This window comes from Fodinibius sp. GM21, from assembly GCF_058386955.1.
Genome location: NZ_JBYEIQ010000002.1, coordinates 65,075 through 81,204 on the forward strand (window position 1 = coordinate 65,075; position 16,130 = coordinate 81,204).

A 16,130-nucleotide genomic window follows, 5' to 3' on the forward strand; every position below is an offset into this window, starting at 1 on the left:
ATGAACGGATCGATTTTAATTGCAGATGACGAAGACAGCATCAGGGAATCACTAACCATAGTGCTGGAAGATGAAGGATATAATTGCACAGCGGTAAAAGATGGTGGTGAGGCTATTGATGCAATTGATAAGGCCAGCTACGATATTATTGTTACTGACCTAAAAATGCCTGACACCGACGGTATTGAAGTGCTTGAATATGCTTTGAAGCATTCTTCGGATACGCTGACCATTATTATTACGGCTCACGGTACCATTGAAACGGCCATTCAGGCACTCCGCAAAGGAGCTGCAGATTATATTCTGAAGCCTCTTGAATTTGATGAAGTGCTCATCCGCATAAAGAATCTGCTGGAGCAAAAGAGTCTGGCGCAAGAAAACAAATATTTGCGGGAACAGATCGATAAGGAGTATAACTTCAATCATATTATTGGAGAAAGCTCGGCCATGAAAAACGTGTATAAGATGGTGGAGCGAGTTAGTCAGGCGACCAGTAATGTGCTGGTTACCGGACAGAGTGGTACGGGTAAAGAATTGGTAGCACGGGCAATTCACTCCAACAGCGACCGATCCAAAAAACCATTTTTGGCTATCAATTGTGGGGCTATTCCCGAGAACTTGGTTGAATCGGAGCTGTTTGGCCACAAAAAAGGATCTTTTACCGGGGCCAACGCCGACAAAGACGGCGTGTTCGTAGCGGCCCACGGCGGGACGGTGTTTTTAGACGAGGTGGCTGAGATACCGCTTAACCTTCAGGTAAACCTGTTGCGTGTATTACAAGAGCGGGAAGTAAAGCCGGTGGGTTCAAATCAAATGGTACCCTTTGACACGCGAATTATTGCAGCAACCAATAAGGATTTGGAGAAAGAAGTTGAAGAGGGCAATTTCAGGGATGATTTGTACTACCGGCTAAATGTAGTTGAAATTCCTCTTCCACCACTGGAGCAGCGCAGAGAAGACATCCCATTGCTGGCCCATCACTTTTTACAGAAGTACAATAAAGAACTAAAACACAATCTGAAAGGAATTACCAGCGATGCCATGGGTGCGATGATGGCCTATCAATGGAAAGGCCAGGTACGAGAGCTCGAAAATGTAATTGAGCGGGCGGTACTGTTAAGTGATGGTGATTTTCTTACGATTGATGATCTGCCGGCATCCTTTAAGCAATCTTCAGATGGGGAAAGCTTTAAGATGGACAGTGATAAGCTTGATGAGGCGATCCAGGTTTTCGAGAAGCATCATATACAGAGTGTATTGAAGCGAACAGAAGGCAATAAATCTGAGGCGGCGCGTCTATTGGGCATTGACCCTTCTACGCTGTATCGTAAAATGGAGCGGCTTGGAGTCTCAGATTAACTTACTTATTAATCTGCCTTGTTGAATCTTCAAGCTGAACAGTCACATCAAAATGAACGCTCAGGTCTTTACTGGCTTTGATAAGGCCCAACATGGCTGTTGGCCGCTCAATGTTATAGGTATCCATGTGGATGTGTTTGGAACCTCTCACCTGAAACCTGTTATCATTAAGTAATTTACCCTGTACCAAAAAAGAAGTAGTATCCTGAACGCCCGCAATTTCCATAATACCGCGGGTATGAATATCCATCCACCCGGTGGTGGTATCACTACTCTCATCGGCCAGTTCAGCGCTTAAAAGCTTGTAGCTTATGTTCGGATGGTTATCCGATTTAAGCGCTTCATACATGTCTTTATCCATGGCCCGCTTGCCACAACTAAGAGCCTCGACCGGTAACGAAATCGAAATCTCAATTTCACTGTCTTTCTGGTTAATACTATTCAGAGAATTGGTTGTATTATTGATTTTTCCAACTCCTGATAGGTTTTCGGCATTGCATTGATAGCTTATCATGCCAGCTTCGCCTTCGATCCAAACCTTTCCTCCTCTTTCAATAGTGACATTATCTAGCAGATAAGATTGCGCCCCGCTTTGGGTTATATTGGCAAGGATTATTAATGGAGTTAGCAGCAGTAGGGACTGCCATCTAACACGTTCCAATATAGAGGAGGACATTAGAGATGAAGCGGGGCGCATTAATATAATTTTATTAGGATTTAGCTACATAGATCTCAAAAGGTATCGTAACCATTTCCCCGGCTTTAATAGTTCCGAGCATGGCTGATGGTGGATCAACATTATAATCTTTCATGTTGATTTCATATTCGCCGGTAAACTTATAGGAACCGTCATCTTGCTTTGTGCCAGTAACCGGAAGCGAAATATTTTTGCTTGTTCCGGCTATGGTTAGATTTCCTTCTACATTAAGTTCCATAGATGTTAGAGTTGAGTCGGCGTTAACCAGCTCAGCGTTTTTCATTTGGAACATAATGTTGGGAAAATCATCAGATTTAAGTGCATCATATGTTCTTCGGTTCATCCCGCCTTTCCCACTTTCGATGCTCTTAACAGGAATAGTAAGTGAAAGTGATTCTACTGGGCTGCTCATTGAATCGCCTTCTAATGCGGCGGCATTAAACTTGATGTAAGAACTAAACTCTTCAACGTCTGATGTCCAGTCGTGGAGGGTAGATGTTCCCTCAACTTGTATTGTGCTCTTCTCAAGAATTTCATAAGAATCAGACTGTGCCAGCACATTGCCTGAAATTGTAAATAAAAAGATTAATAAAGTAGTAAATAAAGATTTCATAGTGATCCCTTTTAACTGTGATTAATGGGTTATTGTAATTTGTCTGTTATTAATTATGCAACCATCGTTCCAAACTATATGAAGTACGAAAATTTATTATGAAAAAGCTGTTTGAAGTATGCTGTGAACTATTGCTCATAAAAAATAGTAGCAGTGAAGCAATTCCTGTAGGTAGTTTAAAATCATAAACTTGCAGTATTGCAAACTGCAATATTACACTTATTGCAGCTCTGCAATTGAAATAATAAACGTTTTTGAAAATAGGGTTATAATATACCTTAAAATGGTTTAAGGGCTGTTTTTAATAAATTTGTATTAGACGGTAAAAGTGGTCTTGTAATTGCATTACTACTAACGATAAAGGTAATAATGCTAACCACTTTGCTTTACATGAAGCTTCAGTCAATTCTTATTGTTGATCAACAGGAAGTAGTGCGTGACTCTCTGCAGCTTATTCTGAGCGAAGAGGGTTTTCGATGTTACACGTCTTGTAACGCAACAAAAGCACAAAAAGTACTGACAACAAAACCTATCGATTTAATCATTGTTGATAGCCAGCTCCTGGATCGCGATGGATTATTTTCTTTTCTCCAGGCACGATATCCTTCAGTAAAGATCATTGTGATGAGCTCTTATGTTGAAATTGAGGTTACCCAAAAGGCGCTGATCGATGGAGCGCATGATTTTGTGATTAAACCTCTCGATTTCAAAGAGCTTATCGACAAGATTAACTATCACCTTTCTGCCATCCGTCAGTAACAAAACAATGTTTTTTAACAGGAGCGTATTGGTTATTTCTACTAGCGGTCTCCCAAATTGAATTCTTTGCTTTGATAAATCTGAAAGATATACAATTTGATTTTAGTAATGCCCGCTCTTTTCTGCATGCTAAATAAAAGACTGAGAATACCAACTACAGTCCCTAATTAACAGTCTTATAAGCAAGTATTGCAGGTACGTTGTATAAGCTGTGATTTTTATGCATGCCGACATACCATTCTTGTTTTGATCGCGCCTTAGAAAGCAAATGTAGGGCAGTAAAATTCTAAAATGGGAGGATGCAGGACCTTCTAGATGTTAACAGCTGCTGTAACAGGCAGATCCGGTAAAAAGAACGAAGTGGTTTCAATAGTATTACGGCAAACTTTTGGGAGCGGTCTACGCTGGTTCAGGAATACGCTGGAAGGAAAGGGTTCAACAAAATAAAGCGCAGTTGTAAATAGCTATAGTAATGTTATTAATTATAGGTACCCGTGAGTTAAATGGTTATTGTGTAGATGGATACAAATAAAAAACGGTGTCGCCTTTTCAAAGACGACACCGCATCAGGGGATCGGAACTCAGACTTAGGGATATAAGTCTTTTGCTCCTATGGTTAAATACTTGTTAGAAACTAATTACGGCTTCGAGCATAACGCCATCGAATTCTCCACCTTGATACTTAGTATTAGCAAAATCATCGCCGTCATAAGATTGCGTTACATACTCAAGCTTGGCCATAACGTTTTTAGTTAAGAACCAGCCGCCGCCGATGTTAAAGCGATCAATTTGCAAGTCTTCGTCTGCCGCATCAACCAAGTTATATCGTGCGCCAAGATAGAAGTCTTCGTTGGCTCCGAATCGATAGAGTGCTTCAGCACCATATTGGTTATAAGAACGATCGCTGGATTCAGTAGCCAGTTGACCTGATACATTTTCATACAGTCCGAAGAACTCAAGTCCACCATATTTGATAAATGGATTTATCATGATAGAAGTCATTTCTCCGGCAATTGGTCCACCCGGTGCTCGGCCTGATACAGTATATCCAGGATCGAAACGTCCGCTTCTGAAACCATCATCCATTACATTGTAGTAGCGGGAACCGGCACGGTCTCCACTATACAGGTATTGCGAGTTGGACTCAGAGCTGGTCAATAGCGAACCAGTCAGGCGATAACGAAGCTTTTCATTTGCCTGCTTATCAATACCCAGCTTAGTGTAGAAGGAAACACTTGCATTTTCTTCAAGGGTGCTTTGGTTCAGCTTACCATTGCTTAAACCTATCATACCAAAGAGGCCATTGCTATGGAGGTAAACCTCACCGGCAACTTCCGTGGTGAAGGAATCCATGATGTAGTTACCTACAAATGGGTTATGGATCGCGAAAGCATTGTCTGTACGTCGGAAGTGAGCATCACCGTAGTTGAGTTCCATGTGACCTACTTTAATACGGAGCTTGTCCATTAGGCCTGAAAGTAATCCTTCAGAAATAAAGTCAAGGCGATCTACCTGCATGTATCCACTTTTAACATAGGCCTCGGTGTGGTGCTGCGACGTCAAATACGTACGCAAGTGCATACGAAGACCTGTTGCTAGGGCTACGTCAAGATCTAAGTTAGAAGTAGCCAGGTTAAAGTTGTTTTCTAATTCCGGAAGAGTTCCCGCATCATTGTCATGAGAAATTCCTTGGAATTGTAGCGTGTTAGCGCCGCCAATGCGAACGTTTAGTCCGTCAAATTCTACATCTGTTTCAAAGGGTGCCTCAAACTGGTTTAGCCCGGTTTGATCAGGATTAGTATAATATTGTAGATCCCGATCGAATTGAGCAGAAGCCATTCCGACAACCCCGAAGATTAAAAGTAGTACCAAGCTCATCGACTTGGTTATGTGTTGTAACGTCTTCATAATAGAACCTCTGGTTAGTTTATGGTTGTGAAGATTATGTTGTTTTTGTGGTTCGTTTGATAGTGGTACAAGATCTGTTCCAAAAGAGTGTTTTATTTCAAAAATATTTTCATTAATCATCAAAATACCTGTTTGAATAACATAGAGGCATAAAATTAAATATATTTTTTTCAATATTTGAGGTGATCTGTAAACAAGAATTCGATCTCTTGCATTACTGCATTAGCTTTCCCCTTTTATGTTTGCAGATGTGCATAAAGAAGAAAAACGAAATTTTGGGAGATGGGGGGGGTAATTCAATACTGTTGTTATACCATTGATTCAAGCTTTCATGGTGTATTCAATAATAAAAACATCAGTACCGGATTAAGAATCGTCTAAATTGCTGTTAATAAGATAATGGGAGAAGTAGCAGCGCTTCAAGCAGAGGCTTTGCTCCATGGTCCGGTAATGGCCAATGTCAGCCCTGAGTGCTGGATATTCATAAAAAGGGTTGATCCATCCGGCGAAAAGGTTGCCCCGGCCAGCTCTGAGTTTGATTTAGCATTGCGCCCCAGGTTGTAGACTTTTCCTTTTGGGGTAATGCCTTTAAGATCCTGTTTTTCATCGGTGTCTTCACAAACAATTAGATCGCCCCAGGGGGCCACCGTCAAGTTATCAGCATTTTCGATAATCGTGCTGTCCATCGATTCTATGAAAAGCTCAAGGCTGCCGGGGTTCTTAGATTCCTTGGCATTAGCTTCTACGGGACTTGGCACGTACTTCCAAATTTGACCCAACTTTTCAGGTCCCCCATTGGTGCAGGCAAAATAGATGGCATCGTTGCCGAACCACATTCCCTCACCCCGGGCAAACCGGGCGGCTCCATCCTCGAAACCGCGAAATCGCAGGTCATCATCGGGGTTATCAATGTTATCCAAGTCTATCCATTCCACATTCATGGGCTGCCCTTCTTCTATGGCGTGACTTTTCCAATTTCGGGTATCCAGACTGGGATTACCCTTTACTGAAAGAGCCTGCAGTTTTCCTCCATCATGTAATTGTCCCGGATTATTTGGAATAAAGCGATAGAGCAGGCCTTCGTGCTCATCCTCAGTTAAGTAAATGACATCGCTTTTTGGATCTACCGCAATGGCTTCGTGATTAAAGCGTCCCATCGCTTTAATGGGTATCGGTTTAGCCAAACCTATCTGAGTTTGAGCCGGGACCTCAAATACGTAGCCATGTGGTTTGGCATAGACGTCGTCGGGTTTGGTAACAATCTCTTCGCAACTCAGCCAGCTATTCCACGGTGTAGGTCCTCCGGCGCAGTTACGTAGTGTACCGGCCAGGCTCATAAACTGACGAACGACTTCTTGTTTTTCGGTATCGTAAACAATGGTTGTAGTACCGCCCTGTCCCGGATTGTTATTAATTCCATAATCGTAAAAGTCAGAGGGATCAAGTTTAGTGGTAAGGCCAAAATCTTCCCCAAAGGCACTTTCGGCGCCACCTTTTGCAGGATTTACCTCGTGGTTGCGAATGAGGATGGTATATCCGTCAGTACTTGGAAAAGTAGCCATGCCGTCAGGCCGATGCGGTACGAGGAAGCCATCGTCCATGGTATCGCCAAAAGCAGAAATTATCTTGTAGGAAAAACCTTCTGGCAGATCAAAAAGTCCTTGCGGGTCTGCCTGCAATGGGCCAAAGGGATCTATGGATAATTTGCGGGATGATCGCTCGGCAGGGGTGCATCTACTGAAAATTTGGAGTCCCGAAAAGCCGATCGCCATAGCACCGGCTTGTTTTAGAAATTGTTTGCGGGAAATAGACATAGATCAGTATTAATTATTCCTAATATATCAAAGGTGGATAAATAATCCGACACAATAAAAGATTAAAGTTTAACCCATCTTTCAAAAAATTTAAAACCAGATTGTATTACCCTTGGTTAGGATCCATCTTATAAGATAAAAGTTAAGCTTTTACCGGCTCAACTTTTTCGCCGGCCATCCATGAAGGCACCCAGCTTTGTGATCTAACTTTTGAAAGTACGTGTTCGGCGGAAACATAAACTACGGGAATAAATACCAGGGTAATCAGTGTTGAAGCGGTTAACCCTCCAATAACCACACGTGCCAAAGAGGCCTGGATTTCCGCGCCGGAACCAATGCCGAAGGAAAGCGGCAAAAGCCCTAAAACGGTAGTGAGCGTGGTCATCAAGATGGGACGCAATCGCAATCGTCCGGATTCAATGACGGCTTCACGCACGCCCATATTGTGTTCTCTACGCATCAAATTAATGTAATCCACTAGTACAATAGCATTATTTACCACGATTCCTATCAGCATTACCACGCCCATCATGCTTTGCATGTTGATGGTTGTCCCGGTGATCATCAGCGTTGGAACAACACCGATAATAGCGAGCGGTACCGAAAACATAACAACCAGCGGATCGAAGAACCGTTCAAATTGGGCCGCCATCACCATATAAATAAGTATAAGCGCCATAATGATGGAAAGCTGAAAGTCGGCTGCTGCTTTTTGCTGTTCTTCGTATTCGCCACCATACACGATAGAGAACCCTTCCGGTAGCTGCATATCGGATAGCTTGGCCTGGATCTTTTCGACAGCTTCGCTGAGGGCCACGCCGCTTTCAAGGTTAGCCGATATATATGACACCCGCTGACTATTTACGCGGTTAATGTCGGTAGGTCCGCGCCCCTTGGATTGTGAAACAACGGCTGTAACCGGCAGTACTTGTCCATCAGCTGTACGAATTGAAATATTCTCCAGGTCTTTAGTGCTAAGGCGATCTTTGGGCTGCAGGCGAACTCGGATAGGAAACTCGTCACCGCCTTCCCTGAAGGTACCGGCCCGGCTGCCACCCACATTCGTTTGAATTACCCGGGCCACGCCACTAACGGTGAGACCGAGATCTGCTATTTTATCACGGTCGAAAATCAGATTCTGTTCCGGTCTTCCCTCGCGACGATCTGTCCGAACGCCGGTAACTTCGGGAATTTCTTCCATTCGCTTTTTAATTTCTTCGGAAAGCGTTTTGGCTTGTTCTAAATCATATCCGCGCAGTTGTAGTTCGACCGCTTCACCACCGCCGGAGCCGAAAATACGCCGTAAAATCCACAGACCTGATTGTGCACTTACGCGGATGTCACCACCGGGTACAGTACCCGTGACTTTTTTCCGAATCTGGTCTGCTATCTTGGAGGTGCTCATAGAGCGCTCAGAAGCGTCAACCATAGCGATTTCAACTTCAGCACGTCCGTCACGAACATCCGTTGTAATGTGTTCAACATCATCCATAGGTAAATTGGCGCGGACAACGGTCTCGAGTTCTTTGAGGTACTCGTTTTGTACAGCAATATTGGTACCCTCGGCCATCATAAAGTCCACATCAATTTCGTCGGCATCGGATTGGGGAGCCAGCTCCACAGGGATCAAAGGAACAAGTAGCACCGCTCCAAGTACTAATACTCCGGTAATGGTATAAACGACCGGTTTGTGTCGTAGGGTATAATCAATAAAGTGGGTGTATCGCTGTTCTAGGGCGGCGAATGTCCGCTGGAACCAGCTCTTTTTGGCGGCATGTTCTGAGTTATCAGGCTGGACCGTTAAAAACTTGCTACAGAGCATGGGAACCAGGGTCAGGGCCACAAACAATGAGCAGAACAGGGCGAAAACAACAACCAGTGCCAGCTCTTGAAAAATGCTGCCCGATATGGTTTGCATAAATACCACCGGCAAAAATATAACCGATGTTGTAATCGTAGAGGCAACGATGGCCCCGCCAACCTCACGGGTACCTACCAGCGAGCTTGTTTTCAAATCTTCGCCGCGCTCCTCCCTGAGCCTGATGATATTTTCGAGTACCACAATGGCATTATCAACAATAAGGCCCACCCCCAGGGCAAGTCCGCCAAAGCTCATTTGGTTAAGTGTTAAGCCGTTGAAGTAAAGTAGCCCAAAAGTAGCAATAATTGATATAGGGATGGCTAACGAGATGATAAATGTTGAGGAACCATTACGTAAAAACAGATAGAGTACAACGATGGCCAGCAAGGCGCCCCAAATGGCCGAACTTTGAACATTATTAATTGAATTCTGAATAAACTCACTTTGATCGGTGGTAACGAACAGGTTCATATCTCTGCGTTCGTTATTCACCTTTTCAATTTCCTGCCGGATATCTTCTGCTACCGAAACGGTGTTGGCGCCCGTCTGCTTACGGATTCCAAAGCGTACCATCGGTTTTTTATCGATGGTAACAAGCCGGTTAAGATCTTGATATCCCCAACGTACTTCTGCAACATCCTTAACACGGATAGGTTTGCCATCTACCATCCGAATAATAGTGTTAGCAATTTGATCGATATTCTCGTATTCGCCGAGAGTGCGAACGTACAGTTGCTGAATACCGGAATTCACGTTTCCGCCCGGCAGATTAATATTTTCACTGGCAATAGCCTGTTGTACTTCCGCTGATGAAAGTCCGCTTGCAATCAGCCGATCACGCTTAATTTCTACATGCACTTCCCGGTATACGCCGCCCCAAATGTCGATTGAGCCCACGCCTGGAATTTGCTCAAAGCGTTTGGTGACTTCGCGATCAAGTATCTGGGTAAGTTCCTGCAGGTTCATATCCGAGTTGGCCCCGACAATTACAATCGGAAAATTGTTGGGGTCGAACTTCCAGATGCGAGGCGGTTCGGCCTCCGGGGGAAGCTCATCGCGCACCCGGTCGAGGGCCGCACGAATGTCATTGGCAGCGACATCAATATCTGTGCCTTGGGCGAACTCGAGGGTTACCCTGCTTCGTCCTTCAGAAGAGCTTGAACGAACGCGCTCTACACCCGGTACGCCTGCAATGGTATTTTCGATGCGCTGGGTAATGATGGTTTCAATTTCCTCGGGACCGACATTGGGATATTCCGTAGCCACGGTAAGCTGGGGATATTCAACCGGCGGCAACAAATCTACCGGTAAAAAGCGGAATGACATAACCCCCAGAACGATAATGATCAGGAAAAGCATCGTGGTAGCGATGGGGCGTTCGACGGCAGTTTTGGTAATCTTCATGGCGTTAGATAATGAGGTGTAGAAATTATTGACTCGAAGAATCGTTGATATCAGTCTGTCGATCCAGTACCCGCTGCAACAGGTCTTGGCGCTGCAATCCCTGTAGTGCTAAAATGCGTTCCCAGGAACTGGTGCGGACTCGGGCTTGTTGGCGTCCGTTCGAAAGTAAATCCTGTCCCACAGTTACCACCCAGCTGCCGGGTTCAATACCTTCAACCCCCACTTCCATTCGTCCTTCAGCAATAACATCTACTGGTTGAAATTGAATCTCGGTGGGTTCGCTAAGTGGTGGAGGATTTTGGGGATTAATCTGCTCAGCAGGTTGTATCTCTGATCCCAGAGAAGTTGCTACAAACACGCCTTCTTCTCCCGAATTGGGATCGGTGTAAATTGCGCTGGTAGGTACTAAGGTGGCACGTTCACTTTGACCATATAAAATGTCGACCGGCACGAACATTCCCGGGCGTAATTTGCTATCGGTATTTTGCACATCAATTTCCCCTTCGGTGCTGCGGGTTACATTATTTAAAAATGGGGAAATCCGCGACAGTTCCGCTTCTATAAAATCATTTTCGCTGGCATTGGAGGTGGTATAAATGTGCACCGTCTGTCCCACCTCGATATTGTCGAGCATCTGGTCGGTCAAGACGACTTCCACCCGCAAGTTGTCGAGATCCCCAATTGTAAAAAGTTCTGTGCTGCTGTTAACCTGCATGCCGGTTTCAGCATTGCGCTGGCCTACCGTTCCTGATATAGGTGCTTTTATAACTGTTTTTGAAAGTAAGTCCTGTTGTTCTTGAAGACTGGACTGCGCCTGTTCTAGCTGGGCTTCAGCTAAATCGACATCGGCTTCAGCAGATGACATCTGAGCCTGCAGGGTTTCCATTTCAAGCTCGCTTGATAATTGCTGATCGCTTAGTTGCTTTGTCCGTTTGTATTGTGCTTCGAGTTCGTTGTAACGGGCGCGGGCTTGCTTTAGCCGGGCTTTATTGATTCGCAAATTAGCACGAGCTTGTTGTACCTGTTCGCGATACTGGTTGTCCTGGAGGGAAACGATCGGTGCTCCCTTTTCGACAAAATCGCCATTTTGAACGTGGACGGCAGCAATTTTCCCGGAAATCTCGGGATATAATGAGACTTGGTTTTTGGCATATACGGTTCCGCTCAATCGTTCTGAAAGGGGAAGGGTACCAAAACGAGACTTTACAGCTTCAACGGATGGGGTTGAAGAAGAGGAATTGTTTTCAGTCGAGCCATTTTCGTTGCCATCATTCGAACAGGAAATAACCAGGCTCGAAGCAAGCAGCAATAATGATAAATAGATCACTTTTAATGGGGATAGAGAAAACTTCATGGACATCAAATAATATTCAGATTTAAAGATCGTATTGATACAATGGAAAAATTAACCGAAATGTTCATTATAAAATGTAATAGGATGTTATACTTTATATACCGTTAATAAACGACATAAATCTGTAGCAAAGTTGAACTTTTAAATGTCGCCATCCGTTCCAAAGTATTTGATGAAGGAGTTTGTATTACATCACGACAAGAACGATTAAAAGCTAAATGGATACTGTTACACAAATTACGCTTGGGGCAGCGGTAGGGGAAGCCCTGCTGGGAAAGAAAATAGGAAACAAGGCGGCATTGTGGGGTGCGGCATTCGGCGTGATGCCCGATCTCGATGTGCTTGCTTCTCCTTTTGTGTCAGAAGTACAGGCACTGGCTATCCATCGCGGGATTACGCATTCAATTTTTTTCTGTATAGTGGCTGCTCCCCTTTTTGGATGGTTGTTGCAGCGGTATCAAAAAAATGATGCGACATGGAGAGACTGGTCGTGGCTCGTATTCTGGGTTTTTCTAACCCATATTTTCATTGATGTCTGTACGAGCTATGGGACCCAGGTTTTTCAACCATTTAGCAATTACTCACTCAGCTTTAACTCCATTTTTATTATTGATCCCTTTTACACGTTGCCGTTGCTTTTTGGACTCTTAACGGCACTTTTTTTGAACCGGAGTTCAGAAAATCGGAGGTGGGCGAACGGGTTAGGTATCGGGATCAGTTCTCTATACCTGTTGCTGGGTTTTGGAATCAAATATCAGGTCAATGATGTGTTTGAAAAGAACTTCGCGCAGCAGCAGATTAATCTGGAGCAGTATATGACGACCCCATCCCCGTTAAATATCTTTTTGTGGACAGGCTATGCCGAAGCTAATGATACGCTTTATGCCGGATTGTATTCTATCTTTGATGAAGAAGATGAAATCAGTTTTCAAGCGGTTCCTCAAAACAAGAAGTTATTACAGCCGTATCATAATCAGCTTCCAGTTGAGCGACTCATTTGGTTTTCACGCGGATACTATGCTGTTGAGAGAAAGGATGAAGAGTTGATTGTCCATGATCTACGATTTGGACGATCAGATTTATGGTTGTCTGATGCAGAAGCTCCTTATGTTTGGAACTACAAGCTGATGTTTAATAGCGATTCGACAAGGGTGACGGGCTTTAAACAATTCGAACCCAGCTTTGACATGCGGGCTGAAATGTGGGACCGATTGTATAACCGTGTTTTGGGAAACTGAAAACTCAGTTCGTTTTTGTGCTGTCGGTCGGTACAAAATCCAATACAAGAGAGTTCATACAGTAACGCTTACCAGTTGGTGGTGGTCCGTCATTAAAGATATGACCAAGATGGGAATTGCATCGTCCGCAAAGCACTTCGGTTCGCTCCATGCCGTAGGAGTTATCCGGCTTAAACTTTACGCTGTTTAGGCCCACCGGTTCAAAAAAGCTGGGCCAGCCACAATGGCTCATATATTTTGCTTCCGATTCAAAAAGCTTGTTGCCACATACTGCACAATAATAAGTGCCTTTGCCATCATAATCCCAATACTTGCCGGAATATTCTCGCTCAGTTCCCTTTTCGCGTGCGATGTGGTAGACTTTGGGTTTTAGAACTTTTTTCCAAACAGAGTCGGGAAGGGTCAGTTTGGCCGTATCAGTACGGGAATAATAGGGGTTGTGGGGTTTGACGGATTCTGATGACTCAACAGTTGATGTATGGTCTGCCTTTTGCTGTTGTCCCTGACAGTTGGCCAGCGGAAGCAAGGCAATCAAAAATAAGAGGGATAGCGTTCGCATTGGGTAAAATTAAATTGATAATAGGTTACTTAACGCATGTATTAACAAAACGAGAACACTGATTCGGTATTATCCATTCATAAAAAACCGGCGCGGGCCAGACCCGCGCCGGTTGATAAAAATCAAAAGAACCACTTGTAATTATGATTCCTCATCCGATTCGTTTGAATCATCGCTTATTTGTGGAGGAAGATCTACGCCCGACATATCTTTGAATACTTCAAGCATCTCCATTGGCAGCGGCATAAAGGCAAACGTAGCATTCTCTTCGCTGATGTCGCTCATTGTTTGCAGGAATCGCAGTTGCAGTGCCATTGGGGCTTCTTTCATCATGGTAGCCGCTTCGACTAATCGCTCGGCCGCCTGGAATTCGCCTTCGGCATTAATCACTTTTGCACGACGATCGCGCTCAGTTTCAGCCTGACGTGCCATAGCACGCTTCATATTTTCGGGCAATACTACATCGCGGACTTCTACAGAAACAACCTTAACTCCCCATGGATCGGTCTGACGGTCAATAATCTCCTGAATGTTCTTATTTACTTTATCGCGCTCGGCCAGCAATTCGTCAAGCTCTACCTGTCCTACAATACTGCGCAAGGTTGTTTGTGCCAGCATCGATGTGGCATGGATATATTTCTCGACCTGTATGGTGGCCGCTTCGGCGTCGATAACGCGGAAAAAAGTAATAGCATCAACGTGTACCGTGACGTTATCTTTTGTGATAACTTCCTGTCTGTCTACGTTAATTGTTAACACCCGAAGGTCAACGCGCTCAATTTTATCGATGAAGGGAATAAGCATGATAAGACCCGGACCTTTGGTCTTATGAAACTTCCCAAGCCGAAAGACAACAGCACGTTCATACTCTCGCAGGATTTTAAAAACCTGCGGTAACAGTATTGCTGCTAAAACAGCAATAGTGATGATCCACGTTAACATATCAAAAAGTTGATTCGAACTTTCCATAAGCTTCTTTTTTAGGGATTAGTAATAGCTGTTAAAATTCGCTATCCGTTATTTGTATCTGATGACTTTGATAATGGTTTTACTTTCATTTTAAGTCCTTGGATCTCGGTAATTTCACAAAATTCTCCTTTTTCAATGGTATGTTCATCGCTAACTGCATCCCAGAATTCTCCGTTCACAAAAACTTTTCCGTGACTGTTGTCAATTTTATCAACGACTTCGGCTCGCTTGCCTATCATTGAGCTTTTGCCGGTTTTACTATCCGTAAATTGTGCTCTAATTCCTTCGGTTACAATCCAGATAAAAAATAGCGCTGTCAACATGGTTGCTGGGACAAGCCAGGCCCACGAAAGCTCCATCGATTCTGGTAAATTCTGGAAAAGCATGAGTGCTCCCAGGAAGAAAGATACAGACCCCCCTGCTATGAGTAATCCAAAGGTTGGGGTAAAGGCTTCAGCGATAAACAAGACTATGGCCAGTCCTATAAGCGCAAAGCCGGCAATATTGATAGGCATTGCAGCTGAAGCATATAGCACTAGCACAAGCGCAATGACTCCGGCTACACCGGGTACAATAGCGCCCGGATTTGTTACCTCACCGATAATACCATATATGGCAATCATTGTTAGAATAAGCATAACTTCGGGACGCATGATAAAGCCGAGGAATTGTTCGGCAAAATTTGTTGGTACCTCTTTGATGGTGGCATTATTGGTTGCCAACGTATCGCCATTGAACGTACGTCCATCAATATTTTGCAGGAGCTCGTCCGTGTTAGAGGCTATCAGATCAATCACGTTTAACTCGAGGGCCTCTTCAGCTGTAATTGATTCCCCATCACGCACTGCCGACCTGGCCCATTCCGCATTGCGGTCGCGCCGATTAGCGATGCTCTCAATAAAGCTCTCGGAATAATTAAAAATCTTTTTCTGCATTACGGTATCGGATTGCCCCCCGCCCATCTGTACAGGTGATGCAGCTCCTATGGTAGTAGTAGGCGCCATCGCTGCAATATGGGCCGCCATGGTGATAAACGTTCCGGCGCTGGCAGCACGAGCTCCTTCGGGAGCAACATAAACAATAATGGGCAAATCATCGGATTTGAGAAACGACTGGACGATATTTTTAGTGGATTCCAGCAGCCCGCCCGGGGTATCCAGCTGGATGATAAGGGCTTCGGCCCCCTCTTCGTTGGCTGTTTTTATTCCCCGATTGATGTAATTGGTCGTTGTTGGGGAAATGGATCCCTCTACCGAAATCATAGTTACCACCGGCGGGGAGGATGTCTGTCGAACAGAGTCGGCTACAGTCGTGTCGGGTTGAACTGAAGTGCCGCCCGTGAAAAAAGCAAGAAATGTAATAATGATCAGCTGTTTCATACTATAATGTTATCAAAAAGGATGTGGGAAACAATATCGGCAGATAATTTATAATTATGTTGATAAATAAGTAACCAAGATTCAAACAAATTCGTTGTTAGACCAAATTAATATGACAGGTATAGTGCTGTTTTACTTTTGAGATTAAATAGATCTAACCACTCAATTAATATGCTTGCTCTTCCCCAAAGTAACAGTTAGCTTTGAGAAAACATG

At 44.2% G+C, this 16,130-nt stretch carries 12 protein-coding genes; 3 read left to right on the plus strand and 9 right to left on the minus strand.

The window, feature by feature from the left end; translation table 11 throughout:
• The gene (locus ACT3IB_RS04005; RefSeq protein WP_491537740.1) at window positions 1-1,359 is read left to right on the plus strand and encodes a sigma-54-dependent transcriptional regulator; all 1,359 of its coding nucleotides are present in this window, start codon (window positions 1-3) and stop codon (window positions 1,357-1,359) included.
• A gap of 1 nt (window position 1,360) precedes the next feature.
• On the opposite strand, the gene ACT3IB_RS04010 is transcribed toward ACT3IB_RS04005, so the two are convergent.
• Window positions 1,361-2,020, minus strand: coding sequence for a YceI family protein (locus tag ACT3IB_RS04010; RefSeq protein ID WP_491537741.1), 660 nt, complete (start codon window positions 2,018-2,020; stop codon window positions 1,361-1,363).
• Between the two features lie 49 nt (window positions 2,021-2,069).
• On the minus strand, window positions 2,070-2,669 hold the full coding sequence (locus ACT3IB_RS04015) for a YceI family protein (protein ID WP_491537742.1): 600 nt from the start codon (window positions 2,667-2,669) through the stop codon (window positions 2,070-2,072).
• A gap of 390 nt (window positions 2,670-3,059) precedes the next feature.
• On the opposite strand from ACT3IB_RS04015, the gene ACT3IB_RS04020 reads away from it, so the two are divergent.
• Window positions 3,060-3,428 (plus strand): response regulator, encoded by a 369-nt coding sequence (locus ACT3IB_RS04020; RefSeq protein WP_491537743.1) that lies wholly within the window; start codon window positions 3,060-3,062, stop codon window positions 3,426-3,428.
• 627 nt (window positions 3,429-4,055) lie between these two features.
• On the opposite strand, the gene ACT3IB_RS04025 is transcribed toward ACT3IB_RS04020, so the two are convergent.
• The 4 genes from ACT3IB_RS04025 to ACT3IB_RS04040 all read right to left on the minus strand — a co-directional run bounded on the left by ACT3IB_RS04025 (window position 4,056) and on the right by ACT3IB_RS04040 (window position 11,769).
• Window positions 4,056-5,336: a hypothetical protein gene (locus tag ACT3IB_RS04025; RefSeq protein WP_491537744.1), complete on the minus strand. Its 1,281-nt coding sequence runs from the start codon at window positions 5,334-5,336 to the stop codon at window positions 4,056-4,058.
• Window positions 5,337-5,755: 419 nt separating this feature from the next.
• A complete protein-coding gene (locus ACT3IB_RS04030) occupies window positions 5,756-7,150 on the minus strand; it encodes an alkaline phosphatase PhoX (protein WP_491537745.1) in 1,395 nt (464 codons plus the stop codon).
• A 142-nt stretch (window positions 7,151-7,292) separates the two neighbouring features.
• Window positions 7,293-10,415: an efflux RND transporter permease subunit gene (locus ACT3IB_RS04035; RefSeq protein ID WP_491537746.1), complete on the minus strand. Its 3,123-nt coding sequence runs from the start codon at window positions 10,413-10,415 to the stop codon at window positions 7,293-7,295.
• Window positions 10,416-10,440: 25 nt separating this feature from the next.
• Window positions 10,441-11,769 (minus strand): efflux RND transporter periplasmic adaptor subunit, encoded by a 1,329-nt coding sequence (locus ACT3IB_RS04040; protein ID WP_491537747.1) that lies wholly within the window; start codon window positions 11,767-11,769, stop codon window positions 10,441-10,443.
• A gap of 218 nt (window positions 11,770-11,987) precedes the next feature.
• On the opposite strand from ACT3IB_RS04040, the gene ACT3IB_RS04045 reads away from it, so the two are divergent.
• A complete protein-coding gene (locus tag ACT3IB_RS04045) occupies window positions 11,988-13,007 on the plus strand; it encodes a metal-dependent hydrolase (RefSeq protein WP_491537748.1) in 1,020 nt (339 codons plus the stop codon).
• Window positions 13,008-13,011: 4 nt separating this feature from the next.
• On the opposite strand, the gene msrB is transcribed toward ACT3IB_RS04045, so the two are convergent.
• The 3 genes from msrB to ACT3IB_RS04060 form a co-directional block, all read right to left on the minus strand.
• Window positions 13,012-13,566 carry a peptide-methionine (R)-S-oxide reductase MsrB gene (gene msrB / locus ACT3IB_RS04050; protein ID WP_491537749.1) on the minus strand — a complete coding sequence of 185 codons (555 nt, stop codon included), beginning with the start codon at window positions 13,564-13,566 and terminating at the stop codon, window positions 13,012-13,014.
• 141 nt (window positions 13,567-13,707) lie between these two features.
• The gene (locus tag ACT3IB_RS04055; protein ID WP_491537750.1) at window positions 13,708-14,535 is read right to left on the minus strand and encodes a slipin family protein; all 828 of its coding nucleotides are present in this window, start codon (window positions 14,533-14,535) and stop codon (window positions 13,708-13,710) included.
• A gap of 41 nt (window positions 14,536-14,576) precedes the next feature.
• Complete coding sequence (locus ACT3IB_RS04060) at window positions 14,577-15,914, minus strand: NfeD family protein (protein ID WP_491537751.1); 1,338 nt, start codon at window positions 15,912-15,914, stop codon at window positions 14,577-14,579.
• Window positions 15,915-16,130: the final 216 nt, after the last annotated feature.